This is a genomic window from Burkholderia sp. WP42, assembly GCF_000745665.1.
Classification (GTDB): Bacteria; Pseudomonadota; Gammaproteobacteria; order Burkholderiales; family Burkholderiaceae; genus Burkholderia; species Burkholderia vietnamiensis.
This window is the reverse complement of the sequence record NZ_JQJT01000035.1, coordinates 18,935-40,757: the sequence shown is the minus strand read 5'-3', so window position 1 is coordinate 40,757 and position 21,823 is coordinate 18,935. Positions and strand designations below refer to the sequence as shown.

Annotated in this window: 17 protein-coding genes and 2 tRNA genes; 15 read left to right on the top strand and 4 right to left on the bottom strand. The window is 67.5% G+C overall.

The window, feature by feature from the left end:
* The first annotated feature begins 2 nt into the window (after nucleotides 1–2).
* The 8 genes from EX20_RS20750 (at nucleotide 3) to EX20_RS20720 (ending at nucleotide 7,503) form a co-directional block, all read left to right on the top strand.
* Nucleotides 3–626, top strand: coding sequence for a HutD/Ves family protein (locus tag EX20_RS20750; RefSeq protein WP_011885450.1), 624 nt, complete (start codon nucleotides 3–5; stop codon nucleotides 624–626).
* Between the two features lie 4 nt (nucleotides 627–630).
* Nucleotides 631–1,854, top strand: a complete 1,224-nt coding sequence (hutI, locus tag EX20_RS20745; protein WP_014723312.1) for an imidazolonepropionase — start codon at nucleotides 631–633, stop codon at nucleotides 1,852–1,854.
* Between the two features lie 23 nt (nucleotides 1,855–1,877).
* Nucleotides 1,878–3,254 carry a formimidoylglutamate deiminase gene (locus EX20_RS20740; protein WP_034194570.1) on the top strand — a complete coding sequence of 459 codons (1,377 nt, stop codon included), beginning with the start codon at nucleotides 1,878–1,880 and terminating at the stop codon, nucleotides 3,252–3,254.
* Between the two features lie 58 nt (nucleotides 3,255–3,312).
* Nucleotides 3,313–4,113 (top strand): N-formylglutamate deformylase, encoded by an 801-nt coding sequence (hutG, locus tag EX20_RS20735; RefSeq protein WP_034194569.1) that lies wholly within the window; start codon nucleotides 3,313–3,315, stop codon nucleotides 4,111–4,113.
* Nucleotides 4,114–4,385: 272 nt separating this feature from the next.
* A complete protein-coding gene (locus EX20_RS32940) occupies nucleotides 4,386–4,610 on the top strand; it encodes a hypothetical protein (RefSeq protein ID WP_072465546.1) in 225 nt (74 codons plus the stop codon).
* 144 nt (nucleotides 4,611–4,754) lie between these two features.
* Nucleotides 4,755–5,585 carry a gamma-glutamyl-gamma-aminobutyrate hydrolase family protein gene (locus EX20_RS20730; RefSeq protein WP_034194584.1) on the top strand — a complete coding sequence of 277 codons (831 nt, stop codon included), beginning with the start codon at nucleotides 4,755–4,757 and terminating at the stop codon, nucleotides 5,583–5,585.
* Nucleotides 5,586–5,597: 12 nt separating this feature from the next.
* Nucleotides 5,598–6,935, top strand: a complete 1,338-nt coding sequence (locus EX20_RS20725; protein WP_034194568.1) for a glutamine synthetase family protein — start codon at nucleotides 5,598–5,600, stop codon at nucleotides 6,933–6,935.
* A gap of 491 nt (nucleotides 6,936–7,426) precedes the next feature.
* Nucleotides 7,427–7,503: transfer RNA gene (locus tag EX20_RS20720), tRNA-Met, on the top strand.
* Between the two features lie 490 nt (nucleotides 7,504–7,993).
* On the opposite strand, the gene EX20_RS20715 is transcribed toward EX20_RS20720, so the two are convergent.
* From EX20_RS20715 to argA, 3 genes are all read right to left on the bottom strand, one after another.
* Nucleotides 7,994–8,068 (bottom strand) — tRNA-Val (locus EX20_RS20715).
* Between the two features lie 198 nt (nucleotides 8,069–8,266).
* The gene (locus tag EX20_RS20710; RefSeq protein WP_006478357.1) at nucleotides 8,267–8,542 is read right to left on the bottom strand and encodes an oxidative damage protection protein; all 276 of its coding nucleotides are present in this window, start codon (nucleotides 8,540–8,542) and stop codon (nucleotides 8,267–8,269) included.
* Between the two features lie 50 nt (nucleotides 8,543–8,592).
* Nucleotides 8,593–9,972 (bottom strand): amino-acid N-acetyltransferase, encoded by a 1,380-nt coding sequence (gene argA / locus EX20_RS20705; protein ID WP_014723300.1) that lies wholly within the window; start codon nucleotides 9,970–9,972, stop codon nucleotides 8,593–8,595.
* 23 nt (nucleotides 9,973–9,995) lie between these two features.
* Between argA and hrpA the strand changes: the two genes are divergently transcribed.
* The 5 genes from hrpA to EX20_RS20680 all read left to right on the top strand — a co-directional run bounded on the left by hrpA (nucleotide 9,996) and on the right by EX20_RS20680 (nucleotide 18,056).
* Nucleotides 9,996–14,180, top strand: a complete 4,185-nt coding sequence (gene hrpA, locus EX20_RS20700; protein ID WP_034194567.1) for an ATP-dependent RNA helicase HrpA — start codon at nucleotides 9,996–9,998, stop codon at nucleotides 14,178–14,180.
* Between the two features lie 146 nt (nucleotides 14,181–14,326).
* Entirely contained in the window at nucleotides 14,327–15,316 is a 990-nt protein-coding gene (locus EX20_RS20695) for a YVTN family beta-propeller repeat protein (RefSeq protein WP_011885441.1), read from the top strand.
* A gap of 16 nt (nucleotides 15,317–15,332) precedes the next feature.
* A complete protein-coding gene (locus tag EX20_RS20690; RefSeq protein ID WP_034194566.1) occupies nucleotides 15,333–16,307 on the top strand; it encodes a sterol desaturase family protein in 975 nt (324 codons plus the stop codon).
* 109 nt (nucleotides 16,308–16,416) lie between these two features.
* Complete coding sequence (locus tag EX20_RS20685; protein WP_034194565.1) at nucleotides 16,417–17,244, top strand: EI24 domain-containing protein; 828 nt, start codon at nucleotides 16,417–16,419, stop codon at nucleotides 17,242–17,244.
* Nucleotides 17,241–18,056: a competence/damage-inducible protein A gene (locus EX20_RS20680; protein WP_011885438.1), complete on the top strand. Its 816-nt coding sequence runs from the start codon at nucleotides 17,241–17,243 to the stop codon at nucleotides 18,054–18,056. The genes EX20_RS20685 and EX20_RS20680 overlap by 4 nt, the downstream gene beginning before the upstream one ends.
* 160 nt (nucleotides 18,057–18,216) lie before the next feature.
* On the opposite strand, the gene EX20_RS20675 is transcribed toward EX20_RS20680, so the two are convergent.
* Entirely contained in the window at nucleotides 18,217–18,681 is a 465-nt protein-coding gene (locus tag EX20_RS20675; protein ID WP_034194564.1) for a rhodanese-like domain-containing protein, read from the bottom strand.
* A 406-nt stretch (nucleotides 18,682–19,087) separates the two neighbouring features.
* On the opposite strand from EX20_RS20675, the gene glnA reads away from it, so the two are divergent.
* Nucleotides 19,088–20,503, top strand: coding sequence for a type I glutamate--ammonia ligase (glnA, locus tag EX20_RS20670; protein ID WP_011885436.1), 1,416 nt, complete (start codon nucleotides 19,088–19,090; stop codon nucleotides 20,501–20,503).
* A 161-nt stretch (nucleotides 20,504–20,664) separates the two neighbouring features.
* Complete coding sequence (glnL, locus tag EX20_RS20665; protein WP_014723296.1) at nucleotides 20,665–21,807, top strand: nitrogen regulation protein NR(II); 1,143 nt, start codon at nucleotides 20,665–20,667, stop codon at nucleotides 21,805–21,807.
* Nucleotides 21,808–21,823: the final 16 nt, after the last annotated feature.

Below are 21,823 nucleotides of genomic sequence, written 5' to 3'. Positions count from 1 at the left end.
GCATGACGGCGCTCGACCAGGCGCCGGCCGACGCGCGGCCCGCCGTCGCGACGATCCGCGGCGCGGCGCTCGTCGCGTCGCCGTGGAAGAACGGCGGCGGCGTGACGCGCGAGATCGCGGCCTATCCGCCGGGCGCCGCGCTCGATGCGTTCGCGTGGCGCGTGAGCGTCGCGGACGTCGGCGCGGGCGGGCCGTTCTCGCGGTTCGACGGCGTCGACCGCACGCTCGTGCTGCTGTCGGGCGCGGGCATGACGCTGGCCGAAGCGGGCGGTGCGCGCCATGTGCTCGACACGCCGCTCGCGCGCGCGGACTTCGCCGGCGAAGCGGCCATCGACGCGACGCTGCACGCCGGCGCGACGCGCGACTTCAATCTGATGACGCGCCGCTCGGCCGCGCGCGCGACGCTCGCCGTGTGGCGCGCGGGCACGCATCGCGTCGAGCCCGCCGACACCGTGCTGCTGTTCTGCGCGGCCGGCGCGCTCGAGGTCGCGATCGGCGGCGCGCGCTACGCACTGCAGGAACTGGACACGCTGCGGCTCGACGCGCCGCCGCGTGCGTTTGACGTCGTGGTGAGCGCGGGCGGCGCGTTGCTCGCCGTGTCGCTCACCGTCGATGCACGAGACTGAACGCATGAAACCGACTGTCTGGCATCACCTGAGGCTGTGTACGCACGGCCATCCTGACGAAACGATCGACGATGCGGCGATCGTCGTCGACGAAACCGGCACGATCCGGTGGCTCGGCACGTTCTCCGCGCTGCCGCAAGACTATGCGCACTGGCAGCGCGAAGACCTGCACGGCGCGTGGGTGACGCCGGGCCTCGTCGACTGCCATACCCACCTCGTGTACGGCGGCACGCGCGCGGACGAATTCGCGCAGCGCCTCGCCGGCGTCAGCTACGAGGAGATCGCGCGGCAGGGCGGCGGGATCGTGTCGACCGTGCGCGCGACGCGCGCGGCCGACGAGACTGCGCTGTTCGTGCAGGCCGCCGCGCGTCTGCAGCCGCTGCTCGCCGAAGGCGTGACCGCGATCGAGATCAAGTCGGGCTACGGCCTCGATCTCGCGAGCGAGCGCAAGATGCTGCGCGTCGCGCGCCAGCTCGGTGAGCGTTTCCCCGTCGCCGTCTACACGACCTTCCTCGGCGCGCATGCGCTGCCGCCCGAATATGCGGGGCGCGCCGACGCATACATCGACGACGTGTGCGAGCGGATGCTGCCGGCGCTCGCCGACGAAGGGCTGGTCGACGCGGTCGACGTGTTCTGCGAGCGCATCGGTTTTTCGCTCGCGCAGACCGAGCGCGTGTTCGACGCCGCGACGCGACGCGGGCTGCCGGTGAAGCTGCATGCGGAGCAGTTGTCGAACGCCGGCGGCACCGCGCTGGCCGCGCGCTATCGCGCGCTGTCGGCCGATCACCTCGAATTCCTCGACGAGGCCGGCGTCGCCGCGATGAAAGCGGCCGGCACGGTCGCCGTGCTGCTGCCCGGCGCGTATTACTTCATCCGCGAAACGCAGTTGCCGCCGCTCGAGCTGCTGCGCAAGCACGGCGTGCCGATCGCGCTCGCGACCGATCACAACCCCGGCACGTCGCCGCTCGAATCGTTGCTGCTGACCATGAACCTCGGCTGCACGCTGTTCCGGATGACCGTGCCGGAGGTGCTGCAGGGCGTGACGCGCCATGCGGCGGCGGCGCTCGGCCGCGCGGATCGGCATGGCGTGCTCGAGGCCGGACGCCCGGCCGATTTCGCGGTGTGGTCGATCGGCTCGCTGTCGGAGCTCGCGTACTGGATCGGCCGTCCGCTGTGCGAGCAGGTCGTGCGCGGCGGCGCGACGGTGTTTCGCCGGATCAACGGCTAGCCTTGCAACGGACCACATTGACGATGACCGAAACGACGTTGTTCGCGGACCATGCATACCTGCCCGACGGCTGGCGCCGCAACGTGCTGCTGCGCTGGGACGCCACCGGCACGCTGACCGGCGTGCGCGCCGATAGCGACGCGCCGGCGTGCGCGGCGCGCGCGGCCGGGCCCGTGCTGCCCGGCATGCCGAACCTGCATTCGCACGCGTTCCAGCGCGCGATGGCGGGGCTCACCGAATACCGCGCGAATCCCGCCGACAGCTTCTGGAGCTGGCGCGACCTGATGTACCGCTTCGCGCTGAAGATCACGCCCGACGCGCTCGCGGCGATCGCGCGCTGGCTGTACGTCGAGATGCTCAAGTGCGGCTATACGTCGGTGTGCGAATTCCATTACGTGCACCACGCGCAGGACGGTTCGCGCTATCCGCAGATCGCGGAACTCGGCACGCGCGTGATCGACGCGGCGCGCGCGGCCGGCATCGGCATCACGATGCTGCCGGTGTCCTACCAGTTCGCCGGCTTCGGCAACAAGCCGCCGCGCGACGACCAGCGCCGCTTCATCAACACGCCGGACGGCCTGCTCGAACTGCTCGACACGATGCGTCGCGTCGCGCCCGAGCATGGCGGGCTGCGCTACGGCGTCGCGCCGCATTCGCTGCGCGCGGTGTCCGAGAACGGCCTGCGTGCGCTGCTCGACGGCGTGCCCGACGATGCGCCCGTGCATATCCACATCGCCGAGCAGACGGCCGAAGTCGACGACTGCGTGCGCGCGTACGGCGCGCGCCCGGTGCAATGGCTGCTCGATCGCTTCGACGTCGATGCGCGCTGGTGCGTCGTGCACGCCACGCACGTCGATGCAGCCGAGACGGCGGCGCTCGCGAAGCGGCGCGCGGTGGCGGGGCTGTGCCTCACTACCGAGGCGAATCTCGGCGACGGCGTGTTCCCGGCCGTCGACTATCTCGCGCAGGGCGGCGTGTTCGGCGTCGGCTCCGACAGTCACGCATCGGTCGACTGGCGCGCGGAGCTGCGCCTGCTCGAATACGGGCAGCGGCTCGTGCATCGCGCGCGCAACGTGCTCGCCAGCGACGCGCAGCCGCGCGTGGCCGACCGGCTGTTCGACGCGGCGCTCGCGGGCGGCGCGCAGGCGAGCGGGCGGCGCATCGGTGCGCTGCGCGAAGGCTGCCGCGCCGACTGGCTCGTGCTCGATCCCGCGCATCCGGCGATCGCCGAACACGACAGCGGCGCATGGCTGTCGGGCGCGGTGTTCGCCGAGCATGGCGACACGCCGGTGCTCGACGTGTATGCCGGCGGCGAGCGCGTCGTGAGCGGCCGCCGCCATCGCGACGAGGCCGAGGCCTATGCGGATTACCGCGCCGCGCTCGCGCAACTGCTGCGCTGACGCGCGACCCCGGCGCACGCCGCGCGCGTGCGCCGGCACACTTTTACGGTGAGGCGACATGACTGAACAACCGGCTGTATTCACGCTGAAGCAGGGCACGCTGCCGCTGCTGATCTCGATTCCGCATGCGGGCACCTACATCCCCGACGACATCGCCGCGACGATGACGCCGGACGCGCGCTTCGTCGACGATTGCGACTGGCACCTCGAGCGGCTGTACGGATTCGCCGCGCAACTCGGCGCGTCGATCCTGGTGCCGTCGCATGCGCGTTACGTCGTCGACCTGAACCGTCCGCCCGACGACGAGAACCTTTACCCGGGGCAGGACACGACCGGGCTCGTGCCGGTCGACACCTTCGACAAGGCGCCGCTGTATCGGGCCGACACGCTGCCGGGCAGCGACGAGATCATGCGCCGTCGCGACCGCTACTGGCGTCCGTATCACGACGCGCTGCAACGCGAGATCGCGCGGCTGAAGGGCGAGCACGGCCGCGTGCTCGTCTGGGAGGCGCATTCGATCCGCTCGCACGTGCCGCGCTTCTTCGAAGGCCGCTTGCCGGACTTCAACTTCGGCACGTCGAACGGCGCGAGCGCGGCGCCCGGGCTCGCCGATGCGCTCGCCGCCTGCGTGCACGCGCACGGCGGCTACACGGCGGTTGCGAATGGGCGTTTCAAGGGCGGCTATATCACGCGTCACTACGGCGTACCGGCGAGCGGCGTCGAAGCCGTGCAGCTCGAGCTGTCGCAGATCACCTACATGGACGAGACGCGCCCGTATGCGTACGACGACGCACGTGCCGCGCAGGTCGTGCCGTTGCTGCGCACGCTGGTGGAGACTGCGCTGGCGCATCGCGGATAGCGTGTCGCGGCGTGCGTCGTTGCATGGTGCTGCGGCGTGCCCGGTGTGTTGACGCGCCGCACAAAACGGCATCGACTGCGCCGGTCGATGCCGTTTTTTCATTCGTACGATGCGTGGAGCGACCGCCGAAAATTTGACGCAATTTTTGGGTGATATAAGCTGAATGTCAGGCAGTCGTCACGCGAGCCGGTGCGTTCAGCGTCACGCCGCATTGCCGCATTCGCTCGATCGCGACCCGTGTGCTGCCTCAATCAAGTCAGTCGAGTACGATCGTGAAAGCCGCCAGCCCATCGATACGCCGGACCCGAAGTCCGTCGGCGGGCGCGCCGCCTCAGGCCGGGGCGATCCGGCCTGCTGAGCGCGGCACGCGCGCCGATCTCCTGCACGCGCCTCGTCTTTTCGCCGCCTCCGACCGCGGCGTGCGCCGCTTCAACGTCGTCACCGCGCATGTGTTCAGCGCAGTGCAGTGCGACGGCAGCGCTTCATTGTTGCCCTAGCGTCCTTTTTCGTTTTCTCTTCGTGCCGCAGCGAGCGTTGCCGCGTCGCGCGCACGTGCGCGGCTGCGCGCGACGCAGCACCAGATGTCCATCGGCCGGTGCATGCGCATGCGCATGCATTGTGCGCTCGACGCGGAGGCGCTCATGCGCGCGCGGCCGATCGTAGCGGTCAGCGCCGACCGCGTGCTGCGCGGCGCACACCCGAACCACACGGCCGGCGAGAAATATCTGGTCGCGGTGGTCGACGGCGCCGGTGCGCTCGCGTTCGTGTTGCCGGCGCTGGGCGCGCGGCAGCCGGTCGACGCGATCGTCGCGTCGCTCGACGGGCTGCTGCTGACCGGCAGTCATTCGAACGTCGAGCCGCATCACTACGGCGGCCCGGCAAGCGCCGCTGACACGCTGCACGACGCCGCGCGCGACGCGACCGTGCTGCCGCTCGTGCGCGCGGCGATCGACGCCGGCGTGCCAGTGCTCGCGATCTGCCGTGGCATGCAGGAGCTGAACGTCGCGTATGGCGGCACGCTGCATCAGCGGCTGCATGCGAGCGTCGGGTTCCACGATCATCGCGAGCGCGACGGCGATCCGCTCGAGCGGCAATACGGCCCCGCACACCGCGTGCGATTCGCGCCGGGCGGCCTGCTGCAACGCATCGCGCGCGGTGCGCATGACGCAATGGTCAATTCGCTGCACGATCAGGGCATCGCGCGCCTCGGTGCGGGGCTCGCGGTCGAGGCGAGCGCGCCGGACGGGCTGATCGAGGCCGTGAGCGTGCGCGGCGCGCGCGCGTTCGCGCTGGGCGTGCAGTGGCATCCCGAATGGCGGTTCGCGGAACGGCCGCTTTCGCGCGACATCTTCGCGGCATTCGGCGCGGCGTGCCGCGCGCGCATGACGCATCGCCTTCATGCGGCCGGCGGCGCGATGCCGTCTCGGGAGGCGAGCGATATCGACACCGATACTGATACCGACACCGACTAAACGAGAACGATCATGCAATCCGAACTGAGCGAATTCCTGCGTCAGCACCGCATCACCGAGGTCGAGGCGATCATTCCGGACATGGCCGGCATCGCGCGCGGCAAGATCATTCCGCGCAACAAGTTCGAATCCGGCGAGTCGATGCGGCTGCCGCAGGCCGTGATGGTGCAGACGGTCACGGGCGATTATCCGGAGGACGGCTCGCTGACCGGCGTGACCGATCCCGACATGGTGTGCGTGCCCGATCCGTCGACGATCTGCCTGATTCCGTGGGCCGTCGATCCGACCGCGCAGGTGATCCACGACTGCGTGCACTTCGACGGCTCGCCGGTCGAGATCTCGCCGCGCTATGTGCTGCGGCGCGTGCTGGATCTCTACGAGGCGAGGGGCTGGAAGCCGGTGGTCGCGCCGGAGCTGGAGTTCTATCTGGTCGACATGAACGCCGATCCCGACTTGCCGTTGCGGCCGCCGGTCGGCCGCACGGGGCGCGCGGAGACGGGGCGTCAGTCGTATTCGATCGAGGCGGTCAACGAGTTCGATCCGCTGTTCGAGGACATATACGAATACTGCGAGATGCAGGGGCTCGACATCGAGACGCTGATTCACGAAGTGGGCGCCGCGCAGATGGAGATCAACTTCATGCACGGCGACGCGCTGTCGCTTGCGGATCAAGTGTTCCTGTTCAAGCGCACGGTGCGCGAGGCTGCGCTGCGCCACAACATGTACGCGACGTTCATGGCCAAGCCGATGGAAGACGAGCCGGGCTCGGCGATGCACATTCACCAGAGCCTCGCCGATGCGCGCACCGGCCGCAACCTGTTCGCCGACGAAGGCGGCGACGTGTCGCCGATGTTCCAGAGCTATCTCGCCGGGCTGCAGAAGTACACGCCGGCGCTGATGCCGATTTTCGCGCCGTACATCAACTCGTATCGCCGGCTGTCGCGCTTCATGGCCGCGCCGATCAACGTGCAGTGGGGCTACGACAACCGCACGGTCGGCTTTCGCATTCCGCAGTCGGCGCCTGCGGCGCGGCGCATCGAGAACCGCATTCCGGGCGTCGACTGCAATCCGTACCTCGCGTTCGCGGCGACGCTCGCGGCCGGTTATCTCGGTCTCACGCAGCAGCTCGCGCCGACCGAGCCGATCGCTTCGGATGGCTACGACCTGCCGTATCAACTGCCGCGCAATCTCGAGGAGGGCATCTCGCTGATGGCCGCGTGCACACCGCTCGCCGGCATTCTCGGCGACAAGTTCGTGAAGGCGTATCTGGCGTTGAAGGAGACGGAGTACGAGGCGTTCTTCCGCGTGATCAGTTCGTGGGAGCGCCGTCATTTGTTGCTGCATGTGTGAGGGGGCGCGAGGGGAAAGGGGAGTCGATAGGATCGAACGGAGCGCGGCCAGCGCCGGCGCGGCGATGGGCTGGTTCGGGCGCGGCGACGAATGGTTCACTCAGCTACATTCCGCGTCCGGACCGGACTTGCTCGCGATGGCTAAGGCGTGGCGTCGGGCCATGTGTCGATGAGCGGGGCGGCATTCCTGAACGCGTCGCGGGGGCGATACGCGCGTTGTGGCGAACACGGCGAGTCTATTGGCGGCCGTCCTGGATATCGGGAACGTATAGAGGCGGGGCGGCGCTTACGTGGCTCGATACCGCCTCGGCGGAGAACACCGTCACGATCTTGGCCATCCAACACCAGAAGGAAGCGGGGTACTGATCATGGCCGCGGATGAGCGCAACGCGCGGATCAACGTGCTCCACGGCGAGGCAGTGGTCGTACGGATCGCGTAGAAACTGGCCGGTCGGCTTTGACGCGACGCCGCATTGCGATTAGAATCCGTGCCGCGGGGTGGAGCAGTCTGGCAGCTCGTCGGGCTCATAACCCGAAGGTCATAGGTTCAAATCCTATCCCCGCAACCAACATCGAAGCCCGCTATGCGAAAGCAAGCGGGCTTTTTGCTTGCGCGCGAGAGCGCCGCCGGCATGGGTACATGACCGAGCGGCGCATGACCCTCAGCGCAATTGGCACGCAATGGTGTACCTACTCGCCGACGACTCGAATCTCGAGGCTGGCGGGTTGCATATTGCCTCGCGGCGTCCTGTATGGAATGAATCACTGCGGCCAAAGGCCAAGAAAGTTGGGGCGCAAGGTGCGTTCGGCCAGCGTGGCGAGAGGATCTCGCTACGGCGCATCGGAGTTTGGATCGCCAAGACGACTACCGGCAGGACGTGTTTGCTTCGACATCCACCAGGCCGGTAGACGCCGGGGTTGGCATCAGACACCTCGAAGCAGAAGTGTGACAAGAACGTGCCAACAATCCGGTTGGGCGAGAGGACACTTGACGAACGCTTCGCCGAGTGCTGACCCGGAAAGCAAGAAGGGCCGGCGATTGCCGGCCCTTCGAATCTTTGGTGGGCGGTACTGGGATCGAACCAGTGACCCCTGCCGTGTGAAGGCAGTGCTCTACCGCTGAGCTAACCGCCCAAAGAAGCTGAAATTATGTCAGAGCTTTTTCGCTTCGTAAAGTACTTTCTTCAAATATTTTTGTGGGCCGCTGCGAACGGACCGCGCACGCAAGCACCGCTCCGCTCGCATATCCCCAAAAGCAAACGGCACCGCGCGATGCACGGTGCCGTCCGTTCGACATCGCGCCGCGACGCCCCCGTCGCAACGCGCATTGCATCAGCCTTCGGTCGGCGGCACGTAGCCGGACGCCTGGTCCGCGCCGTCGCCGAAGAAATACTTCTCGGTCTGCTTCATCAGGTACTGACGCGCGCGCGGGTCGGCCATGTTCAGGCGGTTCTCGTTGATCAGCATCGTCTGCTGCTTGAGCCAGCCTTGCCATGCTTCCTTCGAGACGCTTTCGTAAATGCGCTTGCCGAGTTCGCCCGGCAGCGGCGGGAAATCGAGACCTTCGGCTTCCTTGCCGAGCTTCGCGCATTGGATCATTCGAGCCATCGTGTACTTCTCCTGTAATCGGTCTGGGGGAAGGGCAGTCGTACCTGCGCTCAGAGCTGCTTCATCAGCACGAGCGACTTGCGCTGCCAGTTGTAGAGCTTGCGGCGGTCTTCCGGCAGGTCGTCGACGCTGACCTTGACGAAGCCGCGCTTGAGGAACCAGTGCTCCGTGCGCGTCGTCAGCACGAAGATATGCGTGAGCCCGCGTGCGCGCGCACGCTGCTCGATGCGCTTGAGCAGGCGCTCGCCGTCGCCCGAACCCTGCGCTTCCGGCGCCACCGTCAGGCACGCCATCTCGCCGATCTTTTCCTGCTGGTACGGATACAGCGCCGCACAGCCGAACAGCACGCCATCGTGCTCGATCACCGAGAAATGGTCGATGTCGCGTTCGATCTGGTGACGCCCGCGCCGCACCAGCGTGCCGTCGGACTCGAGCGGCTCGATCAGCGACAGGATGCCGCCGACGTCGTCCGGCGTCGCCTCGCGCAGGCTCTCCAGATTCTCGTACGAGATCATCGTGCCGACGCCGTCGTGCAGGAACAGTTCGAGCAGCATGCTGCCGTCGAGCGATTGCGGAATCAGATGCGCACGCGTCACGCCGCCGCGACATGCGCGAATCGAATGCTTCAGGAAGAACGCATCGTCGCCCTGAATGTTGCCCGAATCGAGCAGCTCGGCGGCCGCATCGAGCGACATTTCGCGGACCAGCTCGCCTTCGTCGTCGACGATGCCGGGCGCTTCGGTCAGGAAGATGATCTTGTCGGCGCGCAGCGCGATCGCGGCGGCCGACGCGACGTCTTCCATCGACAGGTTGAACGCCTCGCCGGTCGGCGAGAAACCGAGCGGCGACAGCAGCACGAGCTTGCGGCTCGCGAGCGAATGACGGATCGACTCGGCGTCGATCTTGCGCACGATGCCGGTGTGCGCGAAGTCCACGCCGTCGAGAATCCCCACCGGCCGTGCGGTCACGAAGTTGCCGGACACGACGCTGATGTGCGCATGCGCCATCGGCGAGTTCGGCAGCCCCTGGCTGATCGCAGCCTCGATGTCCAGCCGCACCTCGCCGGCCGCCTCCTTCGCCGATTCGAGTGCGCGCGCATCGGTGATGCGCAGCCCGTGCGAGAACTCCGACTCGACGCCATGCAGGCTCAGCTGCTCCTCGACCTGCGGCCGCGAGCCGTGCACCAGCACGATCTGGATGCCCATCGCCTGCAACAGCGCGATGTCCGACACGAGCGCGTTCAGCAGCCCTTGCTGCACCACCTCGCCACCGAACCCCACGACGAACGTGCTGTTGCGGAACTTGTGGATATAGGGCGCGACGGAGCGCATCCAGTCGACGAACTGCGCGTGGCTGACGGCCGAATCGTCGGGAGCCGGCGGCGTCGTGGCGCCGGTCTGGGCGGGAGGGAGGTCGGTTTGGGAATTCATGGGCGGGATTATAATGCGCCCCCATGTCGAATGTACCTAAAAGTCCCGCGCCGACGCGGGCCAACGCGGACCCGGCGCAGCACCCGGACGGTGCAGCCGATGCGCGTCAGCAGCCGGGCCGGCAGCAGCAATCGCGGCAGGGCGGCAAGCCGCCGCGCGACGACGAACGGCGCCGCGATGCGGGCCAGCCGGCCGCGCCGGCTACGCGCGCGGCCGACGGCGAGCGTACGCCGCGTCGCGAACGTGCGCCGCGCGCGCCGATCGCACCGAACCCCGTCCCGAAGATCAGCTATCCGGAAAGCCTGCCCGTGTCGGGCCGGCGCGACGAGATCGCGCGCGCGATCGCCGCGCATCAGGTCGTCATCGTTTGCGGCGAAACAGGTTCGGGCAAGACCACCCAGCTGCCGAAAATCTGCCTCGATCTCGGCCGCGGCCTCGGCGCCGGCGGCACGGGCCTGATCGGCCACACGCAGCCGCGGCGGCTCGCCGCGTCGTCGACGGGCCGGCGCATCGCCGAGGAGCTCGGCACGCCGTTCGGCGAAGTGGTCGGCTACAAGGTGCGCTTCACCGACAACCTCGCGCCGGGCGCGTCGGTCAAGCTGATGACCGACGGCATCCTGCTCGCCGAGACGCAGAACGATCCGCTGCTGAAGGCGTACGACACGCTGATCATCGACGAGGCGCACGAGCGCAGCCTGAACATCGACTTCCTGCTCGGCTACCTGAAGGAGATCCTGCCGCGCCGGCCGGACCTGAAGCTGATCGTCACGTCCGCGACGATCGACGCCGACCGCTTCGCGCGCCATTTCGGCAGCGACGCGCGCCCGGCGCCCGTGATCGAGGTGAGCGGGCGGCTGTATCCGGTCGAGGTCCGCTATCGGCCGGTGGCCGAGGACCGCCCGGCCGTGAAGAATGCCGAAGGCACCGGCGGGCGCGACCGCGTGAAGACCGCGCGCGAGGCCGAACGCGACCTGATGGACGCGATCGTCGACGCGGTCGACGAACTGTGCCGCGAAGGCCCCGGCGACGTGCTGGTGTTCCTGCCCGGCGAGCGCGAGATCCGCGACGCGGCCGAGGCGCTGCGCAAGCACCATCCGCCGCACACCGAGATCCTGCCGCTGTTCGCGCGGCTGTCGGCGGCCGACCAGGACAAGGTGTTCAAGGCGTCGAACGCGCGCCGCATCGTGCTCGCCACCAACGTGGCCGAAACGTCGCTGACCGTGCCGGGCATCCGCTACGTCGTCGACACCGGCCTGGCGCGCGTGAAGCGCTATTCGTACCGCAACAAGGTCGAGCAGCTGCAGGTCGAGTCGATCTCGCAGGCCGCCGCGAACCAGCGCGCGGGCCGCTGCGGCCGCGTGGCCGACGGCATCTGCATCCGTCTGTACGAAGAAAGCGACTTCCAGGCGCGCGCGCGCTTCACCGATCCGGAAATCCTGCGCTCGTCGCTCGCGGCGGTGATCCTGCGGATGAAGTCGCTGCACCTCACTGCGATCGAATCGTTTCCGTTCCTCGAGCCGCCGCCCGGCCGTGCGATCGCCGACGGCTATCAGCTGCTCAACGAGCTCGGCGCGGTCGACGACGACAACGCGCTGACGCCTCTCGGCCGTGAGCTCGCGCGCTTGCCGCTCGACCCGCGCGTCGGCCGGATGATCCTCGCCGCGCGCGACCAGCAGGCGTTGCGCGAAGTGCTGATCATCGCGAGTGCGCTGTCGGTGCAGGATCCGCGCGACCGTCCGAGCGACGCGCAGGAGCAGGCCGATCAGGCGCACCGCCGGTTCGCCGACGAGCGCTCCGAATTCCTGCAATGGCTGAAGATCTGGGCTTGGTTCGAAGAGGCCGTCGCGCACAAGAAATCGAACCGTCAGCTGGTCGATGCGTGCCGCCAGAACTTCCTGTCGCACCTGCGGCTGCGCGAATGGCGCGACGTTCATTCGCAACTGCTGACGGTCGTGCGCGAGCACGGCTGGCGTCTGAACGAAGCCGAGGCAACCTACGAGCAGATCCATCTGGCCCTGTTGACCGGCCTGCTCGGCAACCTCGGCCTGAAGGCCGACGACGATCCGCATTACCTCGGCGCGCGCGGGATCAAGTTCTATCTGTGGCCGGGCTCCGCGCTCGCGAAGAAGGCCGGCCGCTGGGTGATGGCGGCCGAGCTCGTCGAGACGAGCCGGCTGTACGCGCGCTGCCTCGCGAAGATCGAGCCGGAGTGGGTCGAGAAGGTCGGCGCGCATCTGTTGAAGAAGTCGCTGTCGGAGCCGCATTGGGAGAAGCGTCCCGCGCAGGTCAGCGCGTTCGAGCGCGCGACGCTGCACGGGCTGCCGATCTACCATCGGCGGCGCGTCGCGTTCGGCCGGCAGGACCCGGCGCGCGCCCGCGAGCTGTTCATCCGCGGCGCGCTGGTCGAAGGCGAATTCGACACGCGGCTGCCGTTCTTCGCGCACAACCGCAAGTTGCTCGCCGACATCGAGCAGCTCGAGCACAAGTCGCGCCGCCAGGACGTGCTGGTCGACGACGAGCTGATCTACGCGTACTACGACCAGGCGATTCCGCAAGGCATCCATACGGGTGCGGCGTTCGAGCGCTGGTATCGCGACGAGGTGAAGAAGGGCGGTCAGCCGGAGGACAAGCAGCGCCTGCTGTATCTGTCGCGCGACGACCTGATGCGTCACGAGGCGGCCGGCGTGACGACCGAGCTGTTCCCGAAGCGCATGACGATGGCCGGCGTCGAGATGGCGCTCACCTACCATTTCGAGCCCGGCACGCCGCGCGACGGCGTGACGCTCGCGGTGCCCCTGTACGCGCTGAACCAGGTCGACGCGCGCCGTTGCGAATGGCTGGTGCCGGGGATGCTGAAGGAGAAGGTGCAGCTGCTGCTGAAGTCGCTGCCGCAGAAGCTGCGCCGGCACTGCGTGCCGCTGCCCGAGTACGCGGCCGGCTTCGTCGAGCGCATGGGTCGCGAGCGCTTCGGCGCGGGCGGCCTCGTCGACGCGCTGATCGCCGACGTGCGCGGCGAAACGCAGGTCGCGATGAAGACGGCCGACTTCAAGCTCGAGACGTTGCCCGCGCACCTGTTCATGAACTTCAAGGTGATCGACGAGCACGGGCGCCAGCTCGCGATGGGCCGCAATCTCGCGCAGCTGCGCCAGGAGCTCGGCGCGCAGGCGCAGCAGCAGTTCCAGAAGATCGCGGCCGCGTCGTCGATCGCGGCGAGCGGCGATGCGGCCGGCGACGCCCCGGCCGGCGCATCGGCGCCGGGCGGAGCGGGTGCACCAGGCGCGCTGGCGAAGGGCGGCAAGCCGGCCAGGGGCGCGGCGCCGCACACGGCGGCGCCCGCGGAAGCCGGCGCGACCGCGCTGTACGAGAACCTGACGACGTGGAATTTCGGCAAGCTTCCCGAGCTGCTGGAGATCCGCCGGCGCGGCCAGACGCTGTACGGCTATCCGGCGCTCGTCGATCGCGGCACGCATTGCGACGTCGAGGTGTTCGACTCGCCCGAGGAAGCCGCGCGCATCCATCGTGCGGGCTTGCGGCGGCTGTTCGCGCTGCAGCTGAAGGAGCCGATCAAGTTCCTCGAGAAGAACCTGCCGGGGCTGCGCGAGATGGCGATGCAGTACATGTCGCTCGGTACGCAGGACGAACTGCGCGATCAGCTGATCGACACGGCGCTCGACCGCGCGTGCCTGCAGGAGCCGCTGCCCGACGACGACGCGAGCTTCCACGCGCGCCGCGACGAGGGCCGCAGCCGCCTGAACCTGCTCGCGCAGGAGATCGCGCGGCTCGTCGCGCAGATCCTCGCCGAATACGCGGGGCTCGCGAAGAAGCTCGCGCAGGCGAAGCCGTTCGCGCAAGCGCACGCCGATCTGCAGCAGCAGCTCGCGGCGCTGGTCGGCAAGCGCTTCGTGATCGACACGCCTTACGTGCAGCTTGCGCACTTTCCGCGCTATCTGAAGGGCATCGCGCTGCGGATCGACAAGCTGAAGGCGGACCCGGCGCGCGACGCGAAGCAGTTCGCCGAGCTGCAGCCGCTCGTCCAGCAGTACCAGCGCGCGGTGTCGCAGCGCGGCGGCGTCGTCGATCCGCGGCTCGCGGAATTCCGCTGGCTGCTCGAGGAACTGCGCATTTCGCTGTTCGCGCAGGAACTGCGCACGCCGATGCCTGTCTCTGTCAAGCGTCTGCACAAGGTGTGGGAGTCGATGCAGCGCTAGCGCCGCCGCGGCCGGATGCACGTCACGGCGAGCGGCTACGGCCGGTCGTCGCGGCGTGCGTCGAAATGGCGCAATGCTGTCCGCGGTCAACCGGGCGGGCCGGTCGGGCGTTTTACAATGACAGTAGTTCCACGACGTGAGTCTTCATGCGCACTTTCCTCTCCTTCGGCCGCACGCTCGCGCTGGCCGCCGCCGTGCTGGCGCCCGCCGCACACGCGAATAACGTGATCATCCTCAACTCGGCCGAGGCGACGCTTTCCCTGATCGATCAGCAGACCCGTCAAGTCGTGGCGACCATGCCGACCGGCAAGGAGCCGCATCACCTGATGGCGACGCCCGACAATTCGTCGCTGATCGTCGCGAATTCGGTCTCGAACAGCCTGATGTTCGTCGATCCGAAAACGGGCAAGCTGCAGCGCACCGTCGAAGGCATCGAAGATCCTTACCAGCTCGGCTTCTCGCCCGATCGCAAGTGGTTCGTGTCGACCGGGCTGCGCCTCGATCGCCTGGACATCTATACGTACGACGGCCACGACGTGCATCTCGCGAAGCGCCTGCCGCTCGCGGTGATGCCGAGCCACCTCGCGTTCACGAAGGACAGCAAAACGGTGCTCGTGTCGCTGCAGGTGTCCGGCGAGATCGCGGCGGTCGATCTGGCGACGCAGACGCTCAAGTGGCGGATGAAGGTCGGCAAGGTGCCGGCCGGCCTGTGGCTCACGCCGGACGACAAATACCTGCTGGTCGGGATGACCGGCTCGGATTACGTCGCGGTGGTCGACTGGCGCAACCAGAAGATCGTCAAGCAGATCGTCACCGGCAACGGCGCGCACAACTTCCGTTCGCTCGCCGACGGCACGCACGTCGCGATCACCAACCGCGTCGCCAACACGATCAGCATCATCGACGAAAACACGCTCACCAACGTCGGCGACATCACTGGCCTGCTGCCGGGGCCGGACGACATGGAGCTGTCCGCCGACCGGAAGACGCTGTGGGTGACGTTCCGCTTCGCGAAGAAGGTCGGGATCATCGATCTCGCGTCGCGCAAGCTGGTGCAGACGATTTCCGTCGGCCGATCGCCGCACGGTATCTACTTCTACGACCGCGCGCCCTGGAAGGCGGCGAACGGCGCGTGACGAGCGGAGACGAACGATGCTGCACCTGATCGATGCGTTCGTGTCGGACATCCAGACCTGGCTGTACATCGACGTCGTGCAGCCGCTGCTGTTCAAGTTCAACCTGATGGGCTACGACGAGGGCACCTACGACGCGCTGTACTGGGTGATCGTCGGCGCGCTGCAGATGGTCCTGATGTTCGTGGTGCTGCGCCCGCTCGAGGCGCTGCTGCCGGTCGAACGCTGGACCAACCGCCGCGCGGTGCGGGTCGACGTGATCTACACGGCGATCGCGAAGCTCGGCATCTATTCGCTGTTCTTCTTCTTCGCGCTGCAGCCGCTGTTCGACCGTTTGCAGGGCTGGTTGCGGCTGCACGGCGTGTCGAACGTCAATCTCGACTATTTGTGGCCGGGCGTGACGTCGCAGCCGATCGTCGCGTTCGCGATCTACCTCGTGGTGCTCGATTTCGCCGGCTACTGGTATCACCGCTGGGAGCACAAGTTCGGGATCTGGTGGGAGCTGCACGCCGTGCATCACAGCCAGCGGCAGATGTCGCTGTGGTGCGATGACCGCAACCACCTGCTCGACAACGTGATCCAGTCGTGCTTCTTCGCGACGATCGCGCTCGTGATCGGCGTGACGCCGTCGCAGTTCGTCGTGCTGACCGCGTTCACGAACTTCATCCAGAGCATCCAGCATGCGAACGTGCGGCTGCGCCTCGGCTGGCTCGGCGAGCGCCTGATCGTGAGCCCGACGTTCCACCGGCGTCATCATGCGGTCGGCTACGGTCACGAAGGCACCAAGTACGGCTGCAACTTCGGCGTGCTGTTCCCGTGGTGGGACATGATGTTCGGCACCGCGTCGTGGAACCGCACGGTCGAGCCGACCGGCATCCGCGAGCAGATGGAGGGCGTGTCCTACGGCGACGGCTTCTGGGCGCAGCACGGCCTCGCGTTCGTGCGGATCTTCCGCCGGCTCGTGCCGGCGAAGCGCGGTGCGGCCTCGGCCTGACGCGTCGTTTCCCGTCGAGCGGTAGCCTGCGCGGCCCGCATGTGCTTTGGCGCATGCGGGCCGCGTGGTTTATCCTTTCCCCGTTTTTCATCGTCGATACAGGGTCCGCATGAACGATCTGCTGCGCTCCTTCCTCCGCGCGTTCGCGAGCGCGCTGCATCCGCGCATGCTGTGGCTCACGCTGATGCCGTTCGTCGTGTCGGCGCTGTTCTGGGGCGTCGTGCTGTGGTTCTCGTGGCAGACGCTGATCGACGCCGCGCGCGGCGCGCTCGACGGCTTCGTGCTGACCGCCGCGCTGTACCGCGCGTTCGATGCGTTGGGGATGTCGCAGCTGCATGCGGTCGTCGCGCCGTTCATCGTCGTGTCGCTCGCGATCCCGTTGATCGTGCTGACCGTGCTGCTGCTGATCGCGACGATCTCGATGCCGGTCGTGATCAAGCATCTGGCGAGCCGGCAGTTCGCCGCGCTCGACGCGAAGCGCGGCGGCACCTTCTTCGGCAGCGTGGCCAATTCGCTCGGCGCGGCGCTGGTCGGCGTCGTGCTGCTCGTCGTGACGATCCCGCTGTGGCTGATTCCGCCGTTCTTCGCGCTGCTGCCGCCGGTGATCTGGGGCTGGCTCACCTATCGCGTGATGACCTACGACGCGCTCGCGCTGCACGCGAGCCGCGACGAGCGCCGCGAGCTCGTGCGGCGCCACCGCTGGCCGCTGATCGGCATCGGCGTCGCGACCGGCCTGCTCGGCACCGTGCCGACTTTCGTGTGGGTGTCGTCGGTCTGGATGATGGTGCTGTTTCCGTTCGTCGCGGCGGCCATGATCTGGGTTTACGCTTTCATTCTCGTTTTCTCGGCGCTGTGGTTCGGGCACTATTGCCTGCGCGCGCTGGACGACCTGCGCGCGAGTTCGCGCGCCACCGCAATCGACATGGGGCAGGCATGAGCATCGGCATCATCATCATCGGCGACGAAATCCTTTCCGGCCGCCGGCAGGACAAGCATCTGGCGAAGGTCATCGAGCTGCTCGGCGCGCGCGGGCTCGCGCTCGACTGGGCCGAATACGTCGGCGACGATCCCGCGCGGATCACCGCGACGCTCGCCCGCGCGATCGCATCCGGCGACATCGTGTTCTCGACGGGCGGCATCGGCGCGACACCGGACGACCACACGCGCCAGTGTGCGGCCGCCGCGCTCGGCGTGCCGCTCGAGTTGCACCAGGAAGCGCGCGCGCTGATCGCCGAGCGCATCCGCGAGACGCAGCCCGACGCAAGCGCGCCGGTCGACTTCGATTCGCCGGAGAACCAGCACCGTTTCAACATGGGCGTGTTCCCGGTCGGCGCGACGATCATCCCGAACGGCTACAACCGGATTCCCGGCTTCTCCGTCGGCGATCTGCATTTCGTGCCGGGCTTCCCGGTGATGGCGTGGCCGATGATCGAATGGGTGCTGGACACGAAGTACGCGCATCTGCACCATGCGACGCCGCACGCGGAGCGCTCGCTGTACGTGTTCGAGCTGCCCGAGTCGACGCTGACGCCGCTGATGGAGCGGATCGAACGCGACTTCCCCGGCGTGCGCGTGTTCAGCCTGCCGAGCGTCGGCGACGCCGAGCGCGGCGGCATCTATGCGCGCCGGCACATCGACCTCGGCGTGAAGGGCGAGCCTGAAGCGGTCGCGGCCGCGTTCGTGAAGCTGCGCGAAGGCGTGCATCTGCTCGGCGGCGACGTCGTCGAGCCCGATGCGCCGCGGGCGTGAGCGTCGCGTAGATCGCGCACGATTCTCTCGGCGCGCACAACTACCTGGCCCGCTGAACGGGCCGTGCAAAAGAAGCGGGCCGCGCAACGCGGCCCGTCATCGGGGTGTCATCGCCCGGCTTGACGATGTCGCAGTCGGGCGTGCGGGAACGGATGCGCGTTCAGGCGCCGATCCACGGCAGTTTCCGGAAGCACCAGCCGTCGACCGTCTTGCGATGGCCTTCGGCATCCTTGCCGCCCTCGAACCCTTCGAGCAGATCGAAAGCCTTCGTGAAGCCGGCCTGCCTGGACGCGACTGCCGCGAGCTTCGAGCGTGCAGCGCTGCGGCACAGGAACAGCACCGGCGTATCGGGCGACACGGCCGCCTTCAGCTGCTCGACGAATTCCGTGTTCGGCACGCCGCCGGGATAGCGCGTCCACTCGATGTGCAGATACTGGCCGTCGCCGACGAGCGGGCGGCCAATCCAGTCGAGCTCGGCGCGCGTGCGCACGTCGACGAGGCGGGCGGACGGGTCGAGCTGCAGCAGTTCGAACGCCTCGACGGGCAGCAGGGCGCCCGCATAGTCGAGCGCGCTCTCGGCGCGGCGTTGATCGGCCTTCGCGTAAAGCTGGTCGAGCGTACTCATGGCAGGAGGTCTCCGTATCGGTCAAACGAACATTCTAGCGCGCCGGTGCCGCGCGGACGTCGGTACGCTGGCCGGCCGCATGCACCGCGCACGGGTTCACCAAAAAAGTGCAGAATGGCGTGCATGCACCGAATCGGCGCTCGCAAAATGCTGTCACACGCTCGTTGCACCATAGAGGTGCCAAAGCGCGAATGCCGGTGCGTCCCGTGGCCCCGGAATCGCGCAGCGCGGCCCCGCTGCGGCGCGGGCCGGCACGATTCGCGTCGGATTTGCGATGATTGGCACGGAAGCTGCTATATAGAATTCGGTCGACCCGGGGCGCGCTGCGCCAAAGCCAGACTCCGGGCAGCTCGATAAACGAGGCGGTTCCCAGTCCGCCGGAATTGTTCAATCAGGAGAAGAGGTTATGAGTAAAACCGTCGCCGACGTCATGCAGCTCGTGAAGGACGAGGACGTCAAGTTCGTCGATTTCCGCTTCACGGATACGCGCGGCAAGGAGCAGCACGTGTCGGTGCCGGTTTCGGCGTTTGACGAAGACAAGTTCGAAAGCGGCCATGCCTTCGACGGTTCGTCGATCGCCGGCTGGAAGGGCATCGAGGCGTCGGACATGCTGCTCATGCCGGATCCGACCGCGGCGTTCATCGACCCGTTCTACGAAGAGTCGACCCTCGTGATGACCTGCGACGTGGTCGAGCCGGCCGACGGCAAGGGCTACGAGCGCGATCCGCGCTCGCTCGCGAAGCGCGGCGAAGCGTACCTGAAGAGCACGGGCCTCGGCGACACCGCGTACTTCGGTCCGGAGCCGGAATTCTTCATTTTCGACTCGGTCCAGTGGAACACGGACATGTCGGGCTGCTTCGTGAAGATCAACTCCGAAGAAGCACCGTGGTCGGCAGGCAAGGAATTCGAAGGCGGCAACACCGGCCACCGTCCGGGCACGAAGGGCGGCTACTTCCCGGTCGCGCCGGTCGACACGTTCCAGGACATGCGTTCGGAAATGTGCCTGCTGCTTGAACAGCTCGGCATTCCGGTCGAAGTGCACCACCACGAAGTCGCGGGCCAGGGCCAGAACGAAATCGGCACGAAGTTCTCGACGCTCGTGCAACGCGCCGACTGGACGCAATGGTCGAAGTACATCATCCATAACGTCGCGCACTCGTACGGCAAGACGGCGACGTTCATGCCGAAGCCGGTCGTCGGCGACAACGGTTCGGGCATGCACGTTCACCAGTCGATCTGGAAGGACGGCCAGAACCTGTTCGCGGGCAACGGCTACGCCGGCCTGTCGGAATTCGCGCTGTTCTACATCGGCGGCATCATCAAGCACGCCCGTGCACTGAACGCGATCACGAACCCGACGACGAACTCGTACAAGCGTCTCGTGCCGCACTTCGAAGCACCGGTGAAGCTCGCCTACTCGGCGCGCAACCGTTCGGCATCGATCCGCATTCCGCACGTGTCGAACCCGAAGGGTCGCCGCATCGAAACGCGCTTCCCGGACCCGATGGCCAACCCGTACCTGTGCTTCACCGCGCTGATGATGGCGGGCCTCGACGGCGTGCAGAACAAGATCCATCCGGGCGAAGCAGCCGACAAGAACCTGTACGACCTGCCGCCGGAAGAGGATGCAAAGATCCCGACCGTCTGCGCAGGCCTCGACCAGGCGCTGGAAGCACTCGACAAGGATCGCGAGTTCCTGACGCGCGGTGGCGTGTTCACCGACGGCATGATCGATGCGTACCTCGCGCTGAAGGAGCAGGAGCTGGCGAAGTTCCGCATGACGACGCATCCGATCGAGTTCGAGATGTACTACTCGCTGTAAGTGGCGATGGCGCTTCCAGTCAGCGCCGTCACGCCGCTTCGTTCCCGTCGCGCAGTGTGCGGCGGGAGCGGCGGAGTCTGAAAGGGGACGGCGTCCAGCCGTCCCTTTTTTGTTCCGAAATTCCTCATTCACGGCCCCGGTGGGGCGCGACGATACGCACGATGGCTCTGAAGAATCTGATCAAGGCGAAGACGGGGCAGCCCGAGCGACTGACGGAAGACGAGCGGCTCGCGCGCTCCGGGCTGCTTGCCGGGCTCGAAGCGCTGCCGACGGTCGTGCTCGTGCTCGACCGCAAGACGCTGCGGGTCGCGTTCGCGAACCCGTCCGCGGAGGCGATGCTCGACATCTCGCGCCGGCAGCTCGCGCAGCGGCCGTGGGGCGAGATCTTCCCGAACGCGAACGAGCTCGCGTCGACGATCACCGCGATCGGCGAGGAGCGCTTTCACGCGACGCATCTCGACACCGTGCTCGATCGGCCCGGCCACGAGGCGTTGCACGTGCATGCGATCGTCGGCTTCCTCGAGACCGCGCCCGATTTCGTGCTCGTCGAGCTGTTCGAGAACGAACGCCAGTCGCGCACCGATCGCGAGGAGCGCATCCACGACCTGACCGCGGTCAACAAGCAGCTGATCCGCAATCTCGCGCACGAGATCAAGAATCCGCTCGGCGGCATTCGCGGCGCCGCGCAGCTGCTCGAATTCGAGCTGGGCGAGCGCGAGCGCGGCGAGTTGCGCGAATACACGCAGGTGATCATCAAGGAGTCCGACCGCCTGCAGACGCTCGTCGACCGGTTGCTGGAGCCGCATCGGCATCCGCACATCGTCGGCGACGTGAACATTCATGAAGTATGCGAACGCGTGCGCGCGGTGATGCTCGCGGAGTTTCCGCGCGGCCTCACGATCGAGCGCGACTACGACGTGAGCGTGCCGGACCTGCGCGGCGACAAGGAGCAGTTGATCCAGGCGCTGCTGAACATCGTGCGCAATGCGGCGCAGGCGCTGCGCGAACGCATCGCGCAGGGCGACGCGAGAATCGAATTGCGCACGCGCATCGCGCGCAAGGTGACGATCGCGAAGCGCCTGTACCGGCTGGCACTGGACTTGCACGTGGTCGACAACGGCCCCGGCATTCCGGAGGAGATTCGCGACCGCATCTTCTACCCGCTCGTGTCCGGGCGCGACGACGGCAGCGGGCTCGGCCTCACGCTCGCGCAAACCTTCGTGCAGCAGCACGACGGGATGATCGAGGTCGAGAGCCGGCCCGGACGTACCGAATTTCAGATCCTGTTGCCGCTCGATCACTGAGCGGCGGCATGGCGAT